The organism is Niallia taxi, from assembly GCF_004005475.1.
In the GTDB taxonomy this organism is placed as follows: domain Bacteria; phylum Bacillota; class Bacilli; order Bacillales; family Cytobacillaceae; genus Niallia; species Niallia taxi.
Map to the genome: position 1 here is coordinate 36535 of NZ_RZTZ01000004.1, position 15756 is coordinate 52290.

Consider the following 15756-nt stretch of genomic DNA (forward strand, 5'->3'; position numbering starts at 1 on the left):
TTAATGCCAGGATTCAGAATTACTAAATTAAAACTTAAAAGAGGTGTTTATACATGGAGATTCGTGCAATTCGCACATTCACAACTATTGTAAAATACGGCAATTTCCTTAAGGCTGCTGAAGCTTTAAACTATTCACAGCCAACCATCACTCTTCATATTAAACATCTGGAAGAAGAAGTCGGTGAAAAGCTGTTGGAAAGAGGAAAAACATTGAAGATGACAGAGGCTGGCCGCCTGTTCTATGAAAGAGCCAATGCACTGTTACGCGAATACGACCGTTTAGATAAAACATTACAAGACTTGGAGGGAGGCTTAGCAGGCTTGATTCGAATTGGAGTTTCCGAGCCGACAGCTAGTCTTGAACTGCCAGCAATAATGGCAGATTTCATCCAAAAATATCCTAAAATAGAAATTTCCCTTCATGTTGCTGACGCCAATACTTTAAGTACAATGCTTTATCAAGATGAAATTGACTTTGCTATATGCGGCGCACCGGAAGTTTCCATGGAGAATGTTTTTAAGCCACTCTATTATGATGATATCGTGCTTCTTGTTTCCGAGTCCCATCCTCTATCCACAAAAACAATAGTAGAATTAAAGGATCTCGAAAACGAAACAATCTTGTTTACACCTCATAATTGCCCAATTCGGATTAAAATAGAGCAAACGATTGTCGAGAATATCGGCACTAATTATAAAAAACTGGAGATATCCAGTAGCATGGCACATAAACACTATGTTCAAGCAGGGCTTGGAATTTCTCTCTTTACACGCACTGCCCATTCCTTCCCATTTCCTGGCACAAAGGTATTAGAAATCAACGGAATAGATGCCGCTCCAGTAATCGGGTTGTTAAGAAGGACTAATCATTTAAATGGAAAGGCCTCTTCCCATCTTTTAGCCTTAATAGAAGAATCTTTTTCCAGAAAACACACACTGCAAGAAAAAACATATTTATAAAAACAAAAAAAGGGCTGTTTATAGCCCTTTATCTTGCTTTCTTTACGACTGCAGATGTTTCACGTCCTTTTAAATTGCCTAACTTAAACATAAGAATCCCACCAATAATGATAAATACTCCGATTTTTTGTTTAAGTGTAAATGGGATTGGATCTGTGCCGAACCAGCCGAAAGTATCAGAAACTAAAGCAAAGCCAAGCTGTGCAAACATTACGATTGCAATGGCATATGTTGGTCCAAGCAGCTTAACGCCTGAGGTAATACAATAAACTACTCCGACACCGATAAAGCCGCTTACCAAATACCATGGCTCCATGTTTGTGAAAACAAACAGCCTTCCGCCCTCGACAACAAGTCCAGTAACAAAAGAAGCCAAAAACCCCATTCCAAGCACAAGTGTTGTTGTTGTCCAAGAGCCTGCTTTCTCCATCACTTTATTATTAAATATATTTTGGACCGCAACTAATCCTCCTGCCATTATAGCCAACAAAATTCCCAGCATTACATATCCCCCTTACTGCTCATATATATTATCCTTTGCCATTATTTGAAGTCCTGCTCTGTCTTTAATGACGATAACCCCTTTATTCTTCTCAATTAGCCCCTCCATGCAGAATTGCTTTATTATTCTGTTCACATGACGATAGCTCGTGCCGATAAAATTCGCTACATCCTTTAAATCAAGCCAATCAAGCCTATCAGTAAATGTATGCTCCTTTAGTGCCGAAACAGATAGCAAATAGCTTGCGAGTCTGACTTCAACCGGATACATTAAATTAAAGCTCATAGCTGTCGATTTTCGATAAAATTTATGAGCAATTATGTCCAGCAGAAATAGCAGAAATGCAGCATCATCATTCCCGTGCTTTTTCAACCATTCAAAATCAAATCTGATCATTTTTACTTTTGTAGAGGTGGCCTCTACTGTATTAAGGAGTTCAGCACCATTGACGTATTCTACATCACCAATTATCTCTAAAGGCTGCTTAAATGATAAAATCAGAATTTTTCCATCCTGTGAGGTTGTATATACCTTTATCTTCCCACTAACATGGACGTAAAGAAAGCGCGCAGACTCACCTTGTGTGCAAATTCTTTCTCCTTGCTCAAATTCACATAATACAGCATGTTCTTTTAAGTGGTCATTAAAAATATTTGTTAACTGATGTTGCTCTAAATAGGAATGAAGCTCCTTTTCGTCCTTGATTTCCTTCATATTCTCCCGCCAGTCAAAGTTTTAATAATAGTAAACCACCAATCATCATCACAATACCTATAATATCAGCAATTTTTAAGTTCCGTTTCTTTATCCCAAACCATCCATTAATATCAATGATAAAGGTTAATATTAGCTGCGAAATTAACACAAAGGAAACCGTAAATGTAACCCCAATCTGCAGAATTGCTTCCATATTGCTAAAAAGAATAAAGGCTGCAAATGCACCTCCAAACCAATAGATTGGATTAACACTTCCGATGCTTTTCCATTTGATATCTCTAGTGGCATAGAGGATTACTGCTGCTAATAAAAAGCCGGAAAACTGGGTTAAGCTTGCCGTTTGCCATATACCAATATCCTCACGAATATGGGCATTAGCTATATTTTGAATCGTTATAAACATTCCACCAATTAAAGCAAAAAGTACACCTTTCATTATATCCTTCCACCCTTCTCTTCTTATTAAAAAGAAAAATGGAAAACTTAGAAAGGACATATGTCCCTTCTTTTTAAAATGATTTGTTTTATCATAACCAAGAACCTTATAACATACGATGGAATTGGAGAAAATAAAAAAACCCAGAATGAATATAAAGAGTATTGCCGTCTCTTATTCGTCATCTGGGTCCATATTAATTGGCCGTTATTTATTCAACTGTTTCAAAATCAGCGGCAGCTTCGATCATTCTGCCATTGTTGCTGTCAGAAAGCATATACTTTTGCTGCTCCGTAAGTACAAGCAGCTTCTTCTCATCCTCTGTCAATTTCTTGACAAGGTTCTCTCTTTTGCCGCTATATGCTTCAATATCTGATTTTAGCTGGGCAATTTGATCTTTAATAGCATCCAAGCGCTTATCCTTAAGTTGCTTATCTACTTCCTCTGTAATAAGCGGCTCATCATCTGTATCTTTTTTAAACAAAGAAAAAATAGATGTTTTTTGTTTTTTCCGTAAACTTGCAACCATAATATGATTCTGTCTGTCTAACAAATAATCCTGGTAGGCAGCCGATTCTAACTGTTTAATTTCTTGATTGCTTTCACTCATTTCCCTTTCGAGCTGAGTAATTTCGTATTTTAGTTGATTAACAGAACGATCCATCGCTAAAATTTCAAGCAGCAGGTTCTGATAATTCATATTGCTGTTATACAAATAATTAACAGCTTCTTTAAAATTCGAAATTTGTTCAATTAAAGCATCATTTGAACTCTTTCTATTCGATTCAAATGTTGGCTCAGCACCTAATTCCACTAACAGCTGGTTAGTAGTCATCCCTACCTTTTCCATTAATAATGAAATAAGATGAATCCTAAAAATTGTTATGTAATTAAGGCGGTAATATCTGCCGTGCTTTTGTGGTTTAATGTATATATCAGAAAGCTCACTCCGTAAATAATGCCTAATCGTGGCATCATCCCTGCCTATGAATTCACTTGCTTTTATCGCTACATAATGAGTATCAGGATTTATGGATAAAATGGAATCTGTCCAAATATCCTCTTCCGAAGTATGCGATAATGCTAGATTATATATTTGATCATATTGAAATTCTTCTAATAATAATTCTCTCAACTCTTCACGTTGATGTTTGTCTTCCACCTTGCTCACCTCCAGTTGCTCAAAAAAATACACTTTATTTGATTTTACACCTAGTTCCGCAAAAAATCAAAGCTTGTAAAAGCTATTTTTACGAATCATTTACGACTAACTCTTTGTTTTATGAATATAATTACTACGTTAGATTTACGTTCATCCATTCCAACGCACCTGAAAGTATAGTTAAAGTGTATTATATTCTTACGTAAATTTCCGTTTACTTCACTGTAAAAACTCATATTCTGTTCCAATGTTCGTAAATACATCCATTTACAACTTACTTACGACAAAAAAGACTATCAACCCGTTTGTTTTTTACGTACTAATTACGTAAATTATGTGAATTTCTGATAAATGATTTATATTAATCGACGTAATTCTTACATTAGTTCATAGATCAGTGTCGTAAATTTCGTTTTTACGAATCTTTTACGATGAATAAAACTCGTAAATTTATATTATATTTACGTCAGTTTAAAACAACTTACGATTTATTTACGTAACTTAAATGTGCGTTTATGATAAATGTTTCTTTAGTTTACGTAAATTAGGATGTTGCTTTTACATACTTTGTGTATTTACGAAGTATGTACAACTCTTTTTTAAATATACATAAACACTGTATACAATCTTTATGTAAAAATTACGGTTTCACTTACTATGTTTATGTAATTCGAACGTATTTTTTATATATATTTACCCTTTTATTGGATAGTGTTTTTCGTAAACTACTGGTTTACTATTTATTTACGACACATATTTTTCGTCGTTAACGTACATTAATCATAGAAATAATGTCCTTACTATATGCATATAAGCAAGATTTACGTAGATGTACGAGGAATAATATTAATTTTATGGATATTATTGGTATAAATCTATGGATTTACATAAAAGAGGGTGCTTACGAACCGTTTACAACGCAAAAAAAGGTTGTTAAAGAAGAATTATAGGAGATATAACCAAAAATTCATTACTACGTAATACGGGAATTCACGAAAAGTATATTATTAGTAGGATTTATATGAAACTAAACGTAAAAAAGATGCTTCAGGAGTATTCCTAAAGCATCTTTTTCTATTTATTAAAGTCAATTCTATCTTAATTAAACTAAAAAGGGGATTAAATGAGCCGTTTAGCTGCTAAATTAATCGTCAAGCAAGCTTAAATCGATATCATCTAGATCAATATCATTCTCTGGTTCTGTTTTTTCAGCAGGTTTATCATTCCCCAAGTACTCTGATAAGCCTAATTCAGCAAAATCAAGATCAAATTCCTCGTCATCACTTGCAGCAGCAATAGAACTGATCACAGATTGCTGGTAGCTTACTTCTTGCTGTCTAGCTTTAAAATCTTCATATTCCTTCACTAAACCTTTCGCAAGACGCTCTGGAAGGGCATCTGCCTTAAAGAACGTATAAACACTAGTTGAAAAATTGTTCTTTTCCTCTAAATACCCGCTAAACACTGTACCATTTAACGGAAGCTTTTCAATAATTTCTTCTCTCGCATCGTCAATGAAAGAACTGCCGATATCATTTGATTTATCAAGGATAGCAAGTAGTCCAATATGATGGATTCGAGCTGATGTGTTCGTTTCTTTATCAAATAACTGGATAGGCTGGTGAAGATTACTGCTATCAATTGCTTCCTTAAACATTGCTGTCACATCATGGCCGTTTCTAACAGTATTGCTAGACTTTGAGAATCTGCTGATTACAAGTGAACCTGTGTGCTCAAGGATAACTCGTCTAAAGTCAGCACTATCAAAGGTAACCGCTGTTCCACCACCTGTTGTAGCTGTATTAAGCTCATGGAAAATCTCTGCAATTTCATTGTTAGCATAATCCCTGTAGTTATCAATGCCATTTCTGCTGTTCTCTGGCAGCTGTTTAAACTCATCATAGAAATGCTGATTGTCTGCAAATACCACGAAAGCAACACCTTTATTCGGGTTTTTCGCAATATCCCAGATCTGCTGAGCAAAGTTATTCACTTGTCGAAGGGCATCAGGACCGTCAGCACGTGTAGGAATCGTCACAACTATACCAATCTTAATGAATTTTTTTCTTGCACGGATAGAAGCTTCTTTTAAGTATTTCTTTGGATTTGTTTTAACTTCAGCTTCACCAAGCTCTTTGCGAATAAGGTTAAATTCTTCAATGATTTTTGGTTTATTATTGTAATCATAAAATTCCTCAATTGCCTTCACGATAGTAGAAGTACCTGTTCCACCGCCAAGGCCAGCGAAAAACATAACAAGATCATCTTGCGGTCTAATTCTTTCTTGTATAAAAGACTTCAGCTTATCCTTCGCTTTTTCATTTCTCTCCAATATATGTATAGCTTCTTCTGGGTTTTTACCCAATCCACCAAGCTCCAAGCTCACTCTGTTATTTGTTGAAATGTTCTTTAATCCAGCCAAATCACCATCATTACTGTTTAAAGCGATACAGTTGTAGACAGACGTATTATCTTCTTTTTTAAAAGCAGCAAAGCGGTCTGCCATTCTTGTTCCAGCTTGTCCAAAACCTACCATTGTGATGTTTATTGCAGGCTGGTTCTTTGTAAATGTTTTTGCCATTATTTACGCAGCTCCTTATTCTTCGATTTATTCTCTACTAGTTTGGCTATAAGTTGTTTTCCACGATTTGTTAGAAAAAGAAACTTATAAGGTTTGATTGCTTCATGATAAATAAGCGACATAAACATAAGCTTATCGACCATTTTTTCGACGTTTTTACGTTCAATGTTCGTAAATACTTCTTCATATACGTACTTGTTTTTTCCAACATTTTTCCTAACAAGACGTTCCACCTTAACATTTTCAATGATATGGCTTATAGAAACACCTCGCTCTTTATTCTTTTGTTCTTCAATTGCTATGTACTGGAATACCTTAAGCAAGCCGGGATCCTGTCCAATAATATCAATGAACATTTCCAGCACCTCATCACTAAACTTAACATGCTTATGTAACTCATGAAGGGTATGATCCAAGAATCTTCCTCCTATCATATACTTATAAACTATATAATAACTAAATATAGTCTCTAATACAAGTGTCTATATAGCAGTTTTTATGACTGTTAGAATTATATTTTAGTGTAAAACCCTTTATATTAGGGGACTTTTAATAGTGTCTCTTTAAAGACACTATTTATGTAATTTTATGATTATATACACGAATCCTATGTAAAATACATATCTTATTAGGTTGAAAATGCTCAATTTGGAGAAAACGGGTGTTTTTCACCATTTTTTTGACGAAAAAGAAAAGATTAAATGCATATATATTTATTTATAGTGACTATATATAGTGACTATAAATAAATACTGTTATATCAGTAATTTAATTGTAATTAATATTATCTTAATTACTATATACACTATATAAGCCCACTATTATTAGTGGGCTTATATAGTGTCTACTTATTTTAAATGTATATGAATTTCAAAGATACACTGACCAATTTAAAGTTAGTCAGTAATTCCCCCATTAATTACTATCTCAGCTTTTTAAATCAGTAAAATACAAACCTTTACGTAAAAACGACATTGCTTTATTAAAAATCAATAAAGCAATTAAAAAGTATGTACGTAAATTGCATGTTATCTGCTGTGTTTTTTACGTAAATCACTCTTTTACAAGCCGTTTACGAACTGGAATTCAGCACTTAATTTAATACTATGATCAACATTACTATTTTATTCCGTTCTTTCTATTAGTTGTTTTTTTTATGTTTTCAGTAGGTTCGTACATGCTTGTAATGACGTAAAGCCGACGCGTATTTATTATAGTTCTCACATCGTAAAGATAATGTTAATCATAAAGCTTATGTTATTTTACGATGCTTTTTTTGATTGGTTTTGACTTTTTTGCTAACTCTGCTAATTTTTTTAATTTCTCATTTTCTATCCCTGTATTTTTCCCTTTTCCAGAAGTCATATATTTTCCTCCTCCAACTTATTCAATATTCGTTGTTACATAGTTTGTCCAAAAAACTGGAGTTTATACGTTCTATTTTCATAGCCTCCTTCATAATCTAGCAATATAACTTTTTGACAATTTGACACTGAGATAATGCAGAAAAAAGAGACAAAAGGGAGGAGAGAGGGAGAAGATGGAACCTATAAATCCTATATTTACGACCAAGATAGATACACCAAAAATAGAAACAAAAAAGGAATTAGTTCGGAAAAAACCAATTACAAAAAAAGAGGGACGTAAAGAACGAGTTGATAAAAAGAAGGATGTGAAAATCCCTTTCACACCACAAGAAAGGAGATTGCTAAAAATTTTAGCAAAAAAAAGAGGACTTGAACCTACACCGTATTGCTCTTTATTGGTGAAGAAGGGGTTAGAGGAATATAAAGACTTTCCCATACGTATATACGATCCGAAGGGACAGCCTTATCCAGCAAAGTTGGAGAGGGTGTATCATGATTTACTATTTGAAATGAAAGTTAAATGGGATTGCAGTTTAAAAGAAGCAGCATATCGGATTCTTGCCTTTATGCTAGAGGAAGAGGTGAAAAGGAACCGGTGAAAAAAAGCAGATATCCTATTTACGATGATGAAATAAGGGAGCTCTCATATAGCCCATATAATTTCTTTGATAAATGGTTTATGAAGGCTACAAGGAAATTAACTACACCTACATTACTTTCCTATACTTTTTACGTTCCTGTTTCTGAGTATTTACGTGGAGAGCTGTTTTGTGATGATGTTACAGAAGCAGCTAACGAACCATTTACACATATAGATTTAGTGACATTGCTTTTAGATGATTTTTTATACCAGGCTAAAAGGAGAAGTAATCCTGTTGAGCTTTACCACGAGCTGACTACGAGAAGTCAAAAGGCAATAAAGATCACTTCTTATCACGAGGAAGAGGATGCCATATTACCGCCGGCAAATTCGCCAAAAAAGAAGATGATTAAATGTCTTATAAATAGAAAACAAGCTTTAAGATTAGAGGTCATGCTAAGTGATATTGCGGAGCTAGATTTGGAATATAGCTTTGAAGTAAAGGATGTGCTCAGAATGCTGTACAGTGATTTCATTCTTCAATATAAAAATGGTAACTTGTCCAATGTGGTGGATAATATCATACAAAGGCTGTCGTCACAATAATGTACAAGGGAAAAAGGATAATAGTCCTATTAGGATAGGCAGCTATTATCCTTTTTTTATGGCTTCTTTTCCACATACACCATATCCTCTTAGAACGGCAGCACTGAGTATTAATGGTATCTTTCCTTCCGAACTATTTAGAAGGCATGTAGCAGCCTTTAGTGACTTATAATCACCCTTAGTAATGTGATGTGTGGTTGTTAAATTTGTAAGTGCAAACATAAATAGAGAATGTTGCTGTATTCGATTCGAAATGGAGAAATGCTTTCAAATGAGGCATATACCGTCAGGCAGAGGGAGTGTTCATATCCTTAAATCATCTAATCGGAGAGAATTAAGGCAGCTATAAGCCAAAGAATAAGGCATGTTGTTACGGCTAAATGATAATCAAGAAATACATAGTATTACAGCTCTTAATTAAATACTGTCATTTTTATTTAATGGACCAAACAGTCGTAATCCAGGAATTCTGTTTTTATGATTTTTGGTGATTTCTTCTAAGTTAGCTAATGCTTCCTCAAATTCTTTTTTGCTAATTTTTTTTGTGGCTAATAAAGTACACAGGATAGCATGAGCTATTGGTTTTGTATCTATTTCTACATTAACAAATACATCCACATCGGAATTACCGCTTTTGTTTATTTCTGCGTTGTTCGTATCGATTTCATAATTCTCGTTATTACGGAACGGATAGATATTATTTTCCCTATCTATTAACCTTCTATTGGGAGACATGAACAATTCTCCTTACATTAAAATGGCGAAACAGTTAATCCTGCTCGCCATTGTTTTTTTATTCTTGGTTTTGGTCATTTTCTTGGTTATTATCTTGATCCTGTTCTGTATCAGCATTAGCTCTAGAACGAGAGCGTACACGTGCATTGGAATCTGAATCCACATCGATATTTAAGTCGATTTTAGCATTTCCAGAGTCTTTTACCTTCGCAATGTTAGTGTTCTTATCGACGTTTTTTAAATCATTTTGGTTGTCGACATTAGTGTCATTTCTTAAGTCATTATCAGAAGCAAAGTCTACATCTGATCTAGAACGACTATCGCTGTCACCTGAACGGGATTTTGAGTTATTATTTTGATTGTTATCGCCACTACTTCCACCTGGAAACCATACGTTACTCATTATTATTTCCTCCTAATCTTTATTTATTTTTATTCTATGCTCAGGTGAAAAAGAGTACTAGATTAATATAATAGGACAAGCATGGATTTTTAGATAATTGATTCAGGCTAATCAAATTTTCGCTATTACATAACTTTTAAAAAAAAAGGAATAAATAAATTGGTAGACGAATATGCTACATAGAGACATATTTTACCTGCTTATAATTTTGTATTCACTAGTAAGTAATAGGCCTAAGAATGGAAATTGACTTAATATAATATTTTTTTTACATAAAATAGGTGGTAAGCTTTATTTCCTTATTTTAGATAATTATTTAGAATAATACTTAGATCTTTATTTAGAACATTTATTTAGAACCTTTAACAAAAATCCTCTAAAAACCCTCATTTTATCCAGTTTTCGAAAATAAAAAAAAGCTCTAGTCGGCATTTCACATGTACAAGCTTAAAATAAACAGGTAAAAAATAGACGCTAACAGTAAAAAGTTTTTTTTCACAAGTAAAAAAAATAAATAACAAAGGATTTAGCACAAATAACAATTATTAGATTTCAAATAACATAGTAAAAAAAGCTATTAACAACTATAAAACTACAATTCACAGCCTAGAAAAAAGTCAAAAAAAAATATGCTTTTCCAGCATATGGATATTTCACTATGGTTGAAAAATGTTAGAAGGGGAAAAAGTACGTCTTAACAAGCAAAAATATAAAAGAGGAATATTTTTTGTAGCACAAGATCCACTCGCCTAATAGCCAGTGTTAACCCGTGTCATTATGGAGTTTTAAAAATTTTTTCGGTATGTATGGCAAAAAATGAAGCTAATGAGTCCTTGGCATTTGTTAAAGACTGGACGCGCTCACTCATGTCTATGGCTTTGTTACCATATGTTAAACATTGATTTATTAGCTTGTTAATTTGCTCGTATGACTGCTCCTTTAATAGTTGTAATTGGTTTTTCGCCGATTCTATATCACTCCAGCCGCGTTTTTGTTGAATTGCTTGTTTTTTATCTTCGTTACTTGAGGTTAATAGTGTCTCTGAGTCTTCCATTATTGACTTAGTACGAGAAATAACCCAGTTTTCAGACCAATTTTTCAAGACAAGATATATATGCTGTGCTTTCTCAAAACGTTGTTTTATCGGTTTAACATGATCTTCAATGCCGATATGCATTATATCGATGCCAGTTTCTTTCTCTACAATCGTTTTATGTAGGTAATGGTTATCTAACAGTGATTTGATGCTTTCTGCTTGATGACCATATTTGCCCATTTCATCTAATAGTACATTATAAATAATCGTGCTGAAATAAGCTGAAGCCTGTTTAGGTTCAGTTAAAAAATGTATATTGGAAGGGAGTACGGCTGCCAGCTGTTCAATTGCCGTATCATAAATAAATCTGGCTAGTGAGAGTATTTCATCCTTTGCATCACTAATAACCCCCTGTTTAGCCATTATTTTTTCATTGCTAAAGAGAGAGTTGTATAAATACTTGCCGACACTTTCAATTTCCATGCAAAAACTGTCATTAAGGTATCCATGGAAGCCAGATTCGAACATTTTTTTGCGCAAAAGCTGCCTTTCTGTATAATTGCTTGCGTATTCATCTAAGGTTCCTTGTTTAAATTCAAAGGAGACAGCTAGTTTTCTAGTGTAAATATTGCTCACTAAATGAACCTTCACTATATTGGAAAGTTCAGAGTTATTGAGTTCACTAATGGCTTCATATAAGCGGCCTTTTGTAAAATAGGGATGTCCATATGTATATTTGGAAGGCACAATATCGTGATAATCAAACATAACAGATTCCGCTTTTTGAACAGACATACGATAAGCAGCCATTAACAATAATCTTTTAGAATTTATTGATAGCCTTTGAAACGAATCTTCATAAAAGAAGGAATACTTTTTGCAATATCGATCTGTTTTACTGTTAAAGCCTAAATTCCGTGTAAGTCCACGCTTAAATTTATATTTAGTTCCCTCTGTTGTTTCAACAGGAATATAGATGTTTCCACGTTTAAAGGATGTAAATTTATGTATAATTTGCCGTAAATATTTCTTTTTTGTGCCTGCTTTTGCAGCAATGACAGAATCTGGCGCTTGAATAATACCATCCCAATCAGTGTGTAGAAGGGAATATAGACATACATCAAATTCTTTAGATGATACATTATGTAATAAATACTGATACGTTTCCTCGTAAATCACTTTATTTTAACCTCCTTTCCCATTAAATTGGATCATCATAAGAGTATAAAAGCGGTGTAACAATTATGTACTTCATAGTCTTTAAATTAATATCTATATTTATATATCATTTATTATATACACCAAAAAAAAGAGGTGTAAATGGCACGAAGAAATGGTGAAAAAATGATGTAGAAGGCGATAATACAACAAATAATGAAGCACGAAGAAATGGTGAAATTTTTTAAAGAAGACCATAATAGCAGGGTTTTTAAAGTCTTTTTGGTAATGGAAAAAAATTTTTGCACGAAGAAATGATGAAAAAATAGTACATTCACTCGAAGTAAAAAACAAAAAAGTGAAATAGCACGATAAAATGGTGAAAAAAAGCGAAGAACGGTATTATGTTTGTCGAATATTGTCGAAAATAAAATTAGTATTTTCGTTCTTAAGCACGAAAAATCGGTGAAAATTTTACACTTTTGACAAGCGTGAGAAAAAAGCACGACAGATTTGGGAAAAAAACAAAAAAACACGAAGAAATGGTGAAAAAAGTCGAGAGTGGAAGAGGATAAACCCAGACATATAGTATATTGACATTATAAGGGCTAATATATATATAAAAAGCACGATAAAATAGTGAAAAAAAATGCTGTTTTTATTATTTAGACGCATTTATAGAGAAAAACACGAAGAAATGGTGAAAATTTATAGTATTTCAAGAAAAGCACGAAGAAATGGTGAAAAAAATTTGCGTTTTAATAAATAGTAGTCCGTTTAGAGCATTCAACAAGAGAGATTTGCCTATTACATAGAACCTGTTTGCACTATAAAAGTCTTGTTTAAACGACTAAATAGCAAAAAAAGAGCTTTAATAACCGTTTTATTTTAATGAAATAAAAAAAAGCACGAAGAAATGGTGAAAAAATTTATGGGTTTTAAAAAAGCACGATAAAATGGTGAAAAAAAATTGTAGTTTTTGCTATTAAGATCCTAAGGTAAAAAAGCACGACAAAATGGTGAAAAAAAACATCAGTTTTTTGGTCAAATAGAGGTATTAAAAAAGCACGACAAAATGGTGAAAAAAAATGAAGGTATAAACACTGAAAAAAGCACGATAAAATGGTGTAAAATTTTTTTCTAACTTTAAGAAGTTCCTTTTTTAAAGGTAGACGTAAAGAAAAAAGAGCACCCCAAGCGTTTAGGCATTGGGAATGCTCTTGTTTTATGTCTCTAAGAATAACACTTTTTGATGCTTAGCATCGATTAAATCCTCGGCTTCATGTTCTGTGATAGGAAGGAACTCAATATGGAACACATCATTCACACGGCGGAAGCTTTTTATTGTCACATGATTGTCCACCAATTCATGAAGTGAGTTTTCCACTTTCGTTAAAGCATCTTTTTTTCTTGTAGGTAATCGTAGGCGTCTAGTAAAAAAGGCGAGAGGATAGGCAATACCTTTCTTTCGATCAATGGAGTCATCAAGAAGGGAGTTTTTCGCAAATCGCTCTTTTTGCAGAATGAATACAATATTCTCAGATAGTTCAAGCTGGAAATTCTGGATTTTATCACTATAGATTTTCGTCACTTGATTGTCGATATACCGTTGATGCATGAATTCATTTATTTTTATTTCGGCTTTTGTTTCTGCTTCATCTAAATAAGTAATATGGTCAAAAAGGTCAAATATATACTTTTTGCCGTCATCGGCCTTAATGTCAAAGCTAAGATGCTTTAGTTTTTCTAGACGTTCCCTTATTCGTTTATATTCCTTAACACCTCTGGAGGAATACATGTTTTTAACAATGTCGCCAATATCAACATAGATTTTTTGTTTTTCCACAAATTCATAATCTCTTCTAGAAAGAATAAAGTTAAATATCTCGTAATCCATTGGAGTCAAAGCGATTGAATTTTTTTCCTCAATCAATGTTTTGCCAAGAAGTGTCCTGATAGACAAGTTGCCATCTTCATAAATTTCAGCAGTTACACTATTTTCAACAGCTAGATCCTCGTGAAAATCCATGAATTTGGTTCTGCCTGTTTTTCCTGGCAGGGGAAGCTCGCTGAAAAGATCATTCACTTCTTTAACAATTCGGTTAAAATCACCGCCGAACTCTTCTATTACAAGGCTTGTTACGGTTATGATGGAGTCGATTTTCAAAGTGTTTTTTATTTGGTTTTTGGTTTTGTCTTTAATATATTTATAATCTGACAAGAGCTTTGTATCATCATTGACCCATTTATCGACTTCGCTTAAGCGATCAGCAATTAAGTCCTTGATATCTGTAACATGGTAATTATTTGCTAAGTCAATAAATCCCTTCTCAATTCCTTCACGGATGAATTTTACTTCAGCCATCAATTCCTTTGGATTTTTGCTTGTTTTGTTTATGCTTTTAATTAGAGCAGAATGCCAGTTTTTCTTCGTTCGTTTGAACTTATCTCGATAATAGAGAGAGCGCAGCTCTTTTAAGTTCCTTTGTCTGCCGGTTTCTGGCTCAATTAGTTCCTCAAAAAAGATGACAGCTAAAAATTCCCTAACATCATCGCCAATTTTGCTGTTATATAAATCCAGAAAGGATGTTCCCAAACGTTCAAGTGTTGCGTCTACTAGATAGTTTTTTGGTAAGGCCAATAATACCAACTCCTTTGTTGCTCCCATAGCTCTATTATAAACCGCAATGTTTGCTTGTCTCCATTTAATTTAAAGTTAATGTGTCAGATCTTTGTTGTGTAAATGATATAAAAAATGAAATAGTTATAGGAAAGTATATCCCCTGCAAAAAATACAGGCAATACCATAGTCTAACCCATTTTATTATACACAAAAATTAGGAATGGGCTCAAGGGTAGAAATACAACACAAAAACTTACCTTGCTTAGGTGGATTTTTCATTTTTACCTCCTTGAACCTCCAGTAACGTCAGGATTTATAATAAATACATACTATTTAGAAGCATCGTTTACAGGATATATCAGAAAGTTTGGCTGAAGTTGATCTGGAAAACATCAATATTGATGAGCTTGAGGAGCAGACGCATTCTCCGTTTACAGAGGATGAGGAAAAATGGCTGCATGAAGCCATCATCTATAATATGGGGCTTGAAGATTAGACAGATAAAGAAGAGGTGTCCATAAAAAAACAGTGGGAACTAAAAGATCCCACTGTTTTATGCTTTAACTTTATTTTTCACATCGAGTCTGAAGGTATAAATTTGGCTCGCACCGACTAGGCGGAAGCCTTGGCCTTCATTGTAGTCTAATTTTAAATCCTCGTTAATGTGACTGATTGTCATTTTATCTAGATATAGAACAATCCCATTGTCCTCGAATTTTGTATCCTCTTCTTTTTTATGATCGATAGCAAGGTCATAATTATAAGTATAGCTGCAGCCGCCGCTGAAAACACTTGTTAATTTAAATGCAGCATTCTCTGGCTGATCATATGAACGCAATTTTTCAGCTGCTTTATCTGTAATTGTTAACTTCATCATAATCCCTCCTT

Annotated in this window: 15 protein-coding genes; 4 read left to right on the forward strand and 11 right to left on the reverse strand. The window is 33.6% G+C overall.

Annotated features, from left to right (window positions below; genetic code table 11):
* Positions 1-53 precede the first annotated feature (53 nt).
* Positions 54-962, forward strand: coding sequence for a LysR family transcriptional regulator (locus EM808_RS11670; RefSeq protein WP_127738399.1), 909 nt, complete (start codon positions 54-56; stop codon positions 960-962).
* Between the two features lie 28 nt (positions 963-990).
* Here the strand turns inward: EM808_RS11670 and EM808_RS11675 are convergent, their stop codons facing one another.
* The 6 genes from EM808_RS11675 to EM808_RS11700 form a co-directional block, all read right to left on the reverse strand.
* Positions 991-1464: a DMT family transporter gene (locus EM808_RS11675; protein WP_127738400.1), complete on the reverse strand. Its 474-nt coding sequence runs from the start codon at positions 1462-1464 to the stop codon at positions 991-993.
* Positions 1465-1476: 12 nt separating this feature from the next.
* Positions 1477-2178, reverse strand: coding sequence for a Crp/Fnr family transcriptional regulator (locus EM808_RS11680; protein WP_127738401.1), 702 nt, complete (start codon positions 2176-2178; stop codon positions 1477-1479).
* Positions 2179-2191: 13 nt separating this feature from the next.
* Positions 2192-2617, reverse strand: a complete 426-nt coding sequence (locus EM808_RS11685) for a DMT family transporter (RefSeq protein ID WP_127738402.1) — start codon at positions 2615-2617, stop codon at positions 2192-2194.
* A gap of 211 nt (positions 2618-2828) precedes the next feature.
* Positions 2829-3779, reverse strand: coding sequence for a PH domain-containing protein (locus tag EM808_RS11690; protein WP_127738403.1), 951 nt, complete (start codon positions 3777-3779; stop codon positions 2829-2831).
* Between the two features lie 1144 nt (positions 3780-4923).
* Positions 4924-6360, reverse strand: coding sequence for a cell division protein FtsZ (locus tag EM808_RS11695; RefSeq protein WP_127738404.1), 1437 nt, complete (start codon positions 6358-6360; stop codon positions 4924-4926).
* Positions 6360-6776 carry a hypothetical protein gene (locus tag EM808_RS11700; RefSeq protein WP_127738405.1) on the reverse strand — a complete coding sequence of 139 codons (417 nt, stop codon included), beginning with the start codon at positions 6774-6776 and terminating at the stop codon, positions 6360-6362. The genes EM808_RS11695 and EM808_RS11700 overlap by 1 nt, the downstream gene beginning before the upstream one ends.
* A 1124-nt stretch (positions 6777-7900) precedes the next feature.
* Here EM808_RS11700 and EM808_RS11705 point away from each other — a divergent pair.
* A complete protein-coding gene (locus EM808_RS11705) occupies positions 7901-8326 on the forward strand; it encodes a hypothetical protein (protein ID WP_235856602.1) in 426 nt (141 codons plus the stop codon).
* Complete coding sequence (locus tag EM808_RS11710) at positions 8323-8913, forward strand: hypothetical protein (RefSeq protein ID WP_127738406.1); 591 nt, start codon at positions 8323-8325, stop codon at positions 8911-8913. The genes EM808_RS11705 and EM808_RS11710 overlap by 4 nt, the downstream gene beginning before the upstream one ends.
* A gap of 417 nt (positions 8914-9330) precedes the next feature.
* Here the strand turns inward: EM808_RS11710 and EM808_RS11715 are convergent, their stop codons facing one another.
* The 4 genes from EM808_RS11715 to EM808_RS11730 all read right to left on the reverse strand — a co-directional run bounded on the left by EM808_RS11715 (position 9331) and on the right by EM808_RS11730 (position 14886).
* Positions 9331-9648, reverse strand: a complete 318-nt coding sequence (locus EM808_RS11715) for a hypothetical protein (protein WP_127738407.1) — start codon at positions 9646-9648, stop codon at positions 9331-9333.
* Positions 9649-9706: 58 nt separating this feature from the next.
* A complete protein-coding gene (locus EM808_RS11720) occupies positions 9707-10051 on the reverse strand; it encodes a hypothetical protein (protein ID WP_127738408.1) in 345 nt (114 codons plus the stop codon).
* A 775-nt stretch (positions 10052-10826) separates the two neighbouring features.
* On the reverse strand, positions 10827-12266 hold the full coding sequence (locus EM808_RS11725; protein WP_127738409.1) for a hypothetical protein: 1440 nt from the start codon (positions 12264-12266) through the stop codon (positions 10827-10829).
* Positions 12267-13470: 1204 nt separating this feature from the next.
* Positions 13471-14886 carry a hypothetical protein gene (locus EM808_RS11730; protein WP_127738410.1) on the reverse strand — a complete coding sequence of 472 codons (1416 nt, stop codon included), beginning with the start codon at positions 14884-14886 and terminating at the stop codon, positions 13471-13473.
* 349 nt (positions 14887-15235) lie between these two features.
* Between EM808_RS11730 and EM808_RS29525 the strand changes: the two genes are divergently transcribed.
* Positions 15236-15364, forward strand: coding sequence for a hypothetical protein (locus tag EM808_RS29525; RefSeq protein ID WP_268926508.1), 129 nt, complete (start codon positions 15236-15238; stop codon positions 15362-15364).
* A 57-nt stretch (positions 15365-15421) separates the two neighbouring features.
* On the opposite strand, the gene EM808_RS11735 is transcribed toward EM808_RS29525, so the two are convergent.
* Positions 15422-15742 (reverse strand): iron-sulfur cluster biosynthesis family protein, encoded by a 321-nt coding sequence (locus EM808_RS11735; RefSeq protein WP_164849645.1) that lies wholly within the window; start codon positions 15740-15742, stop codon positions 15422-15424.
* Between the last annotated feature and the right edge of the window lie 14 nt (positions 15743-15756).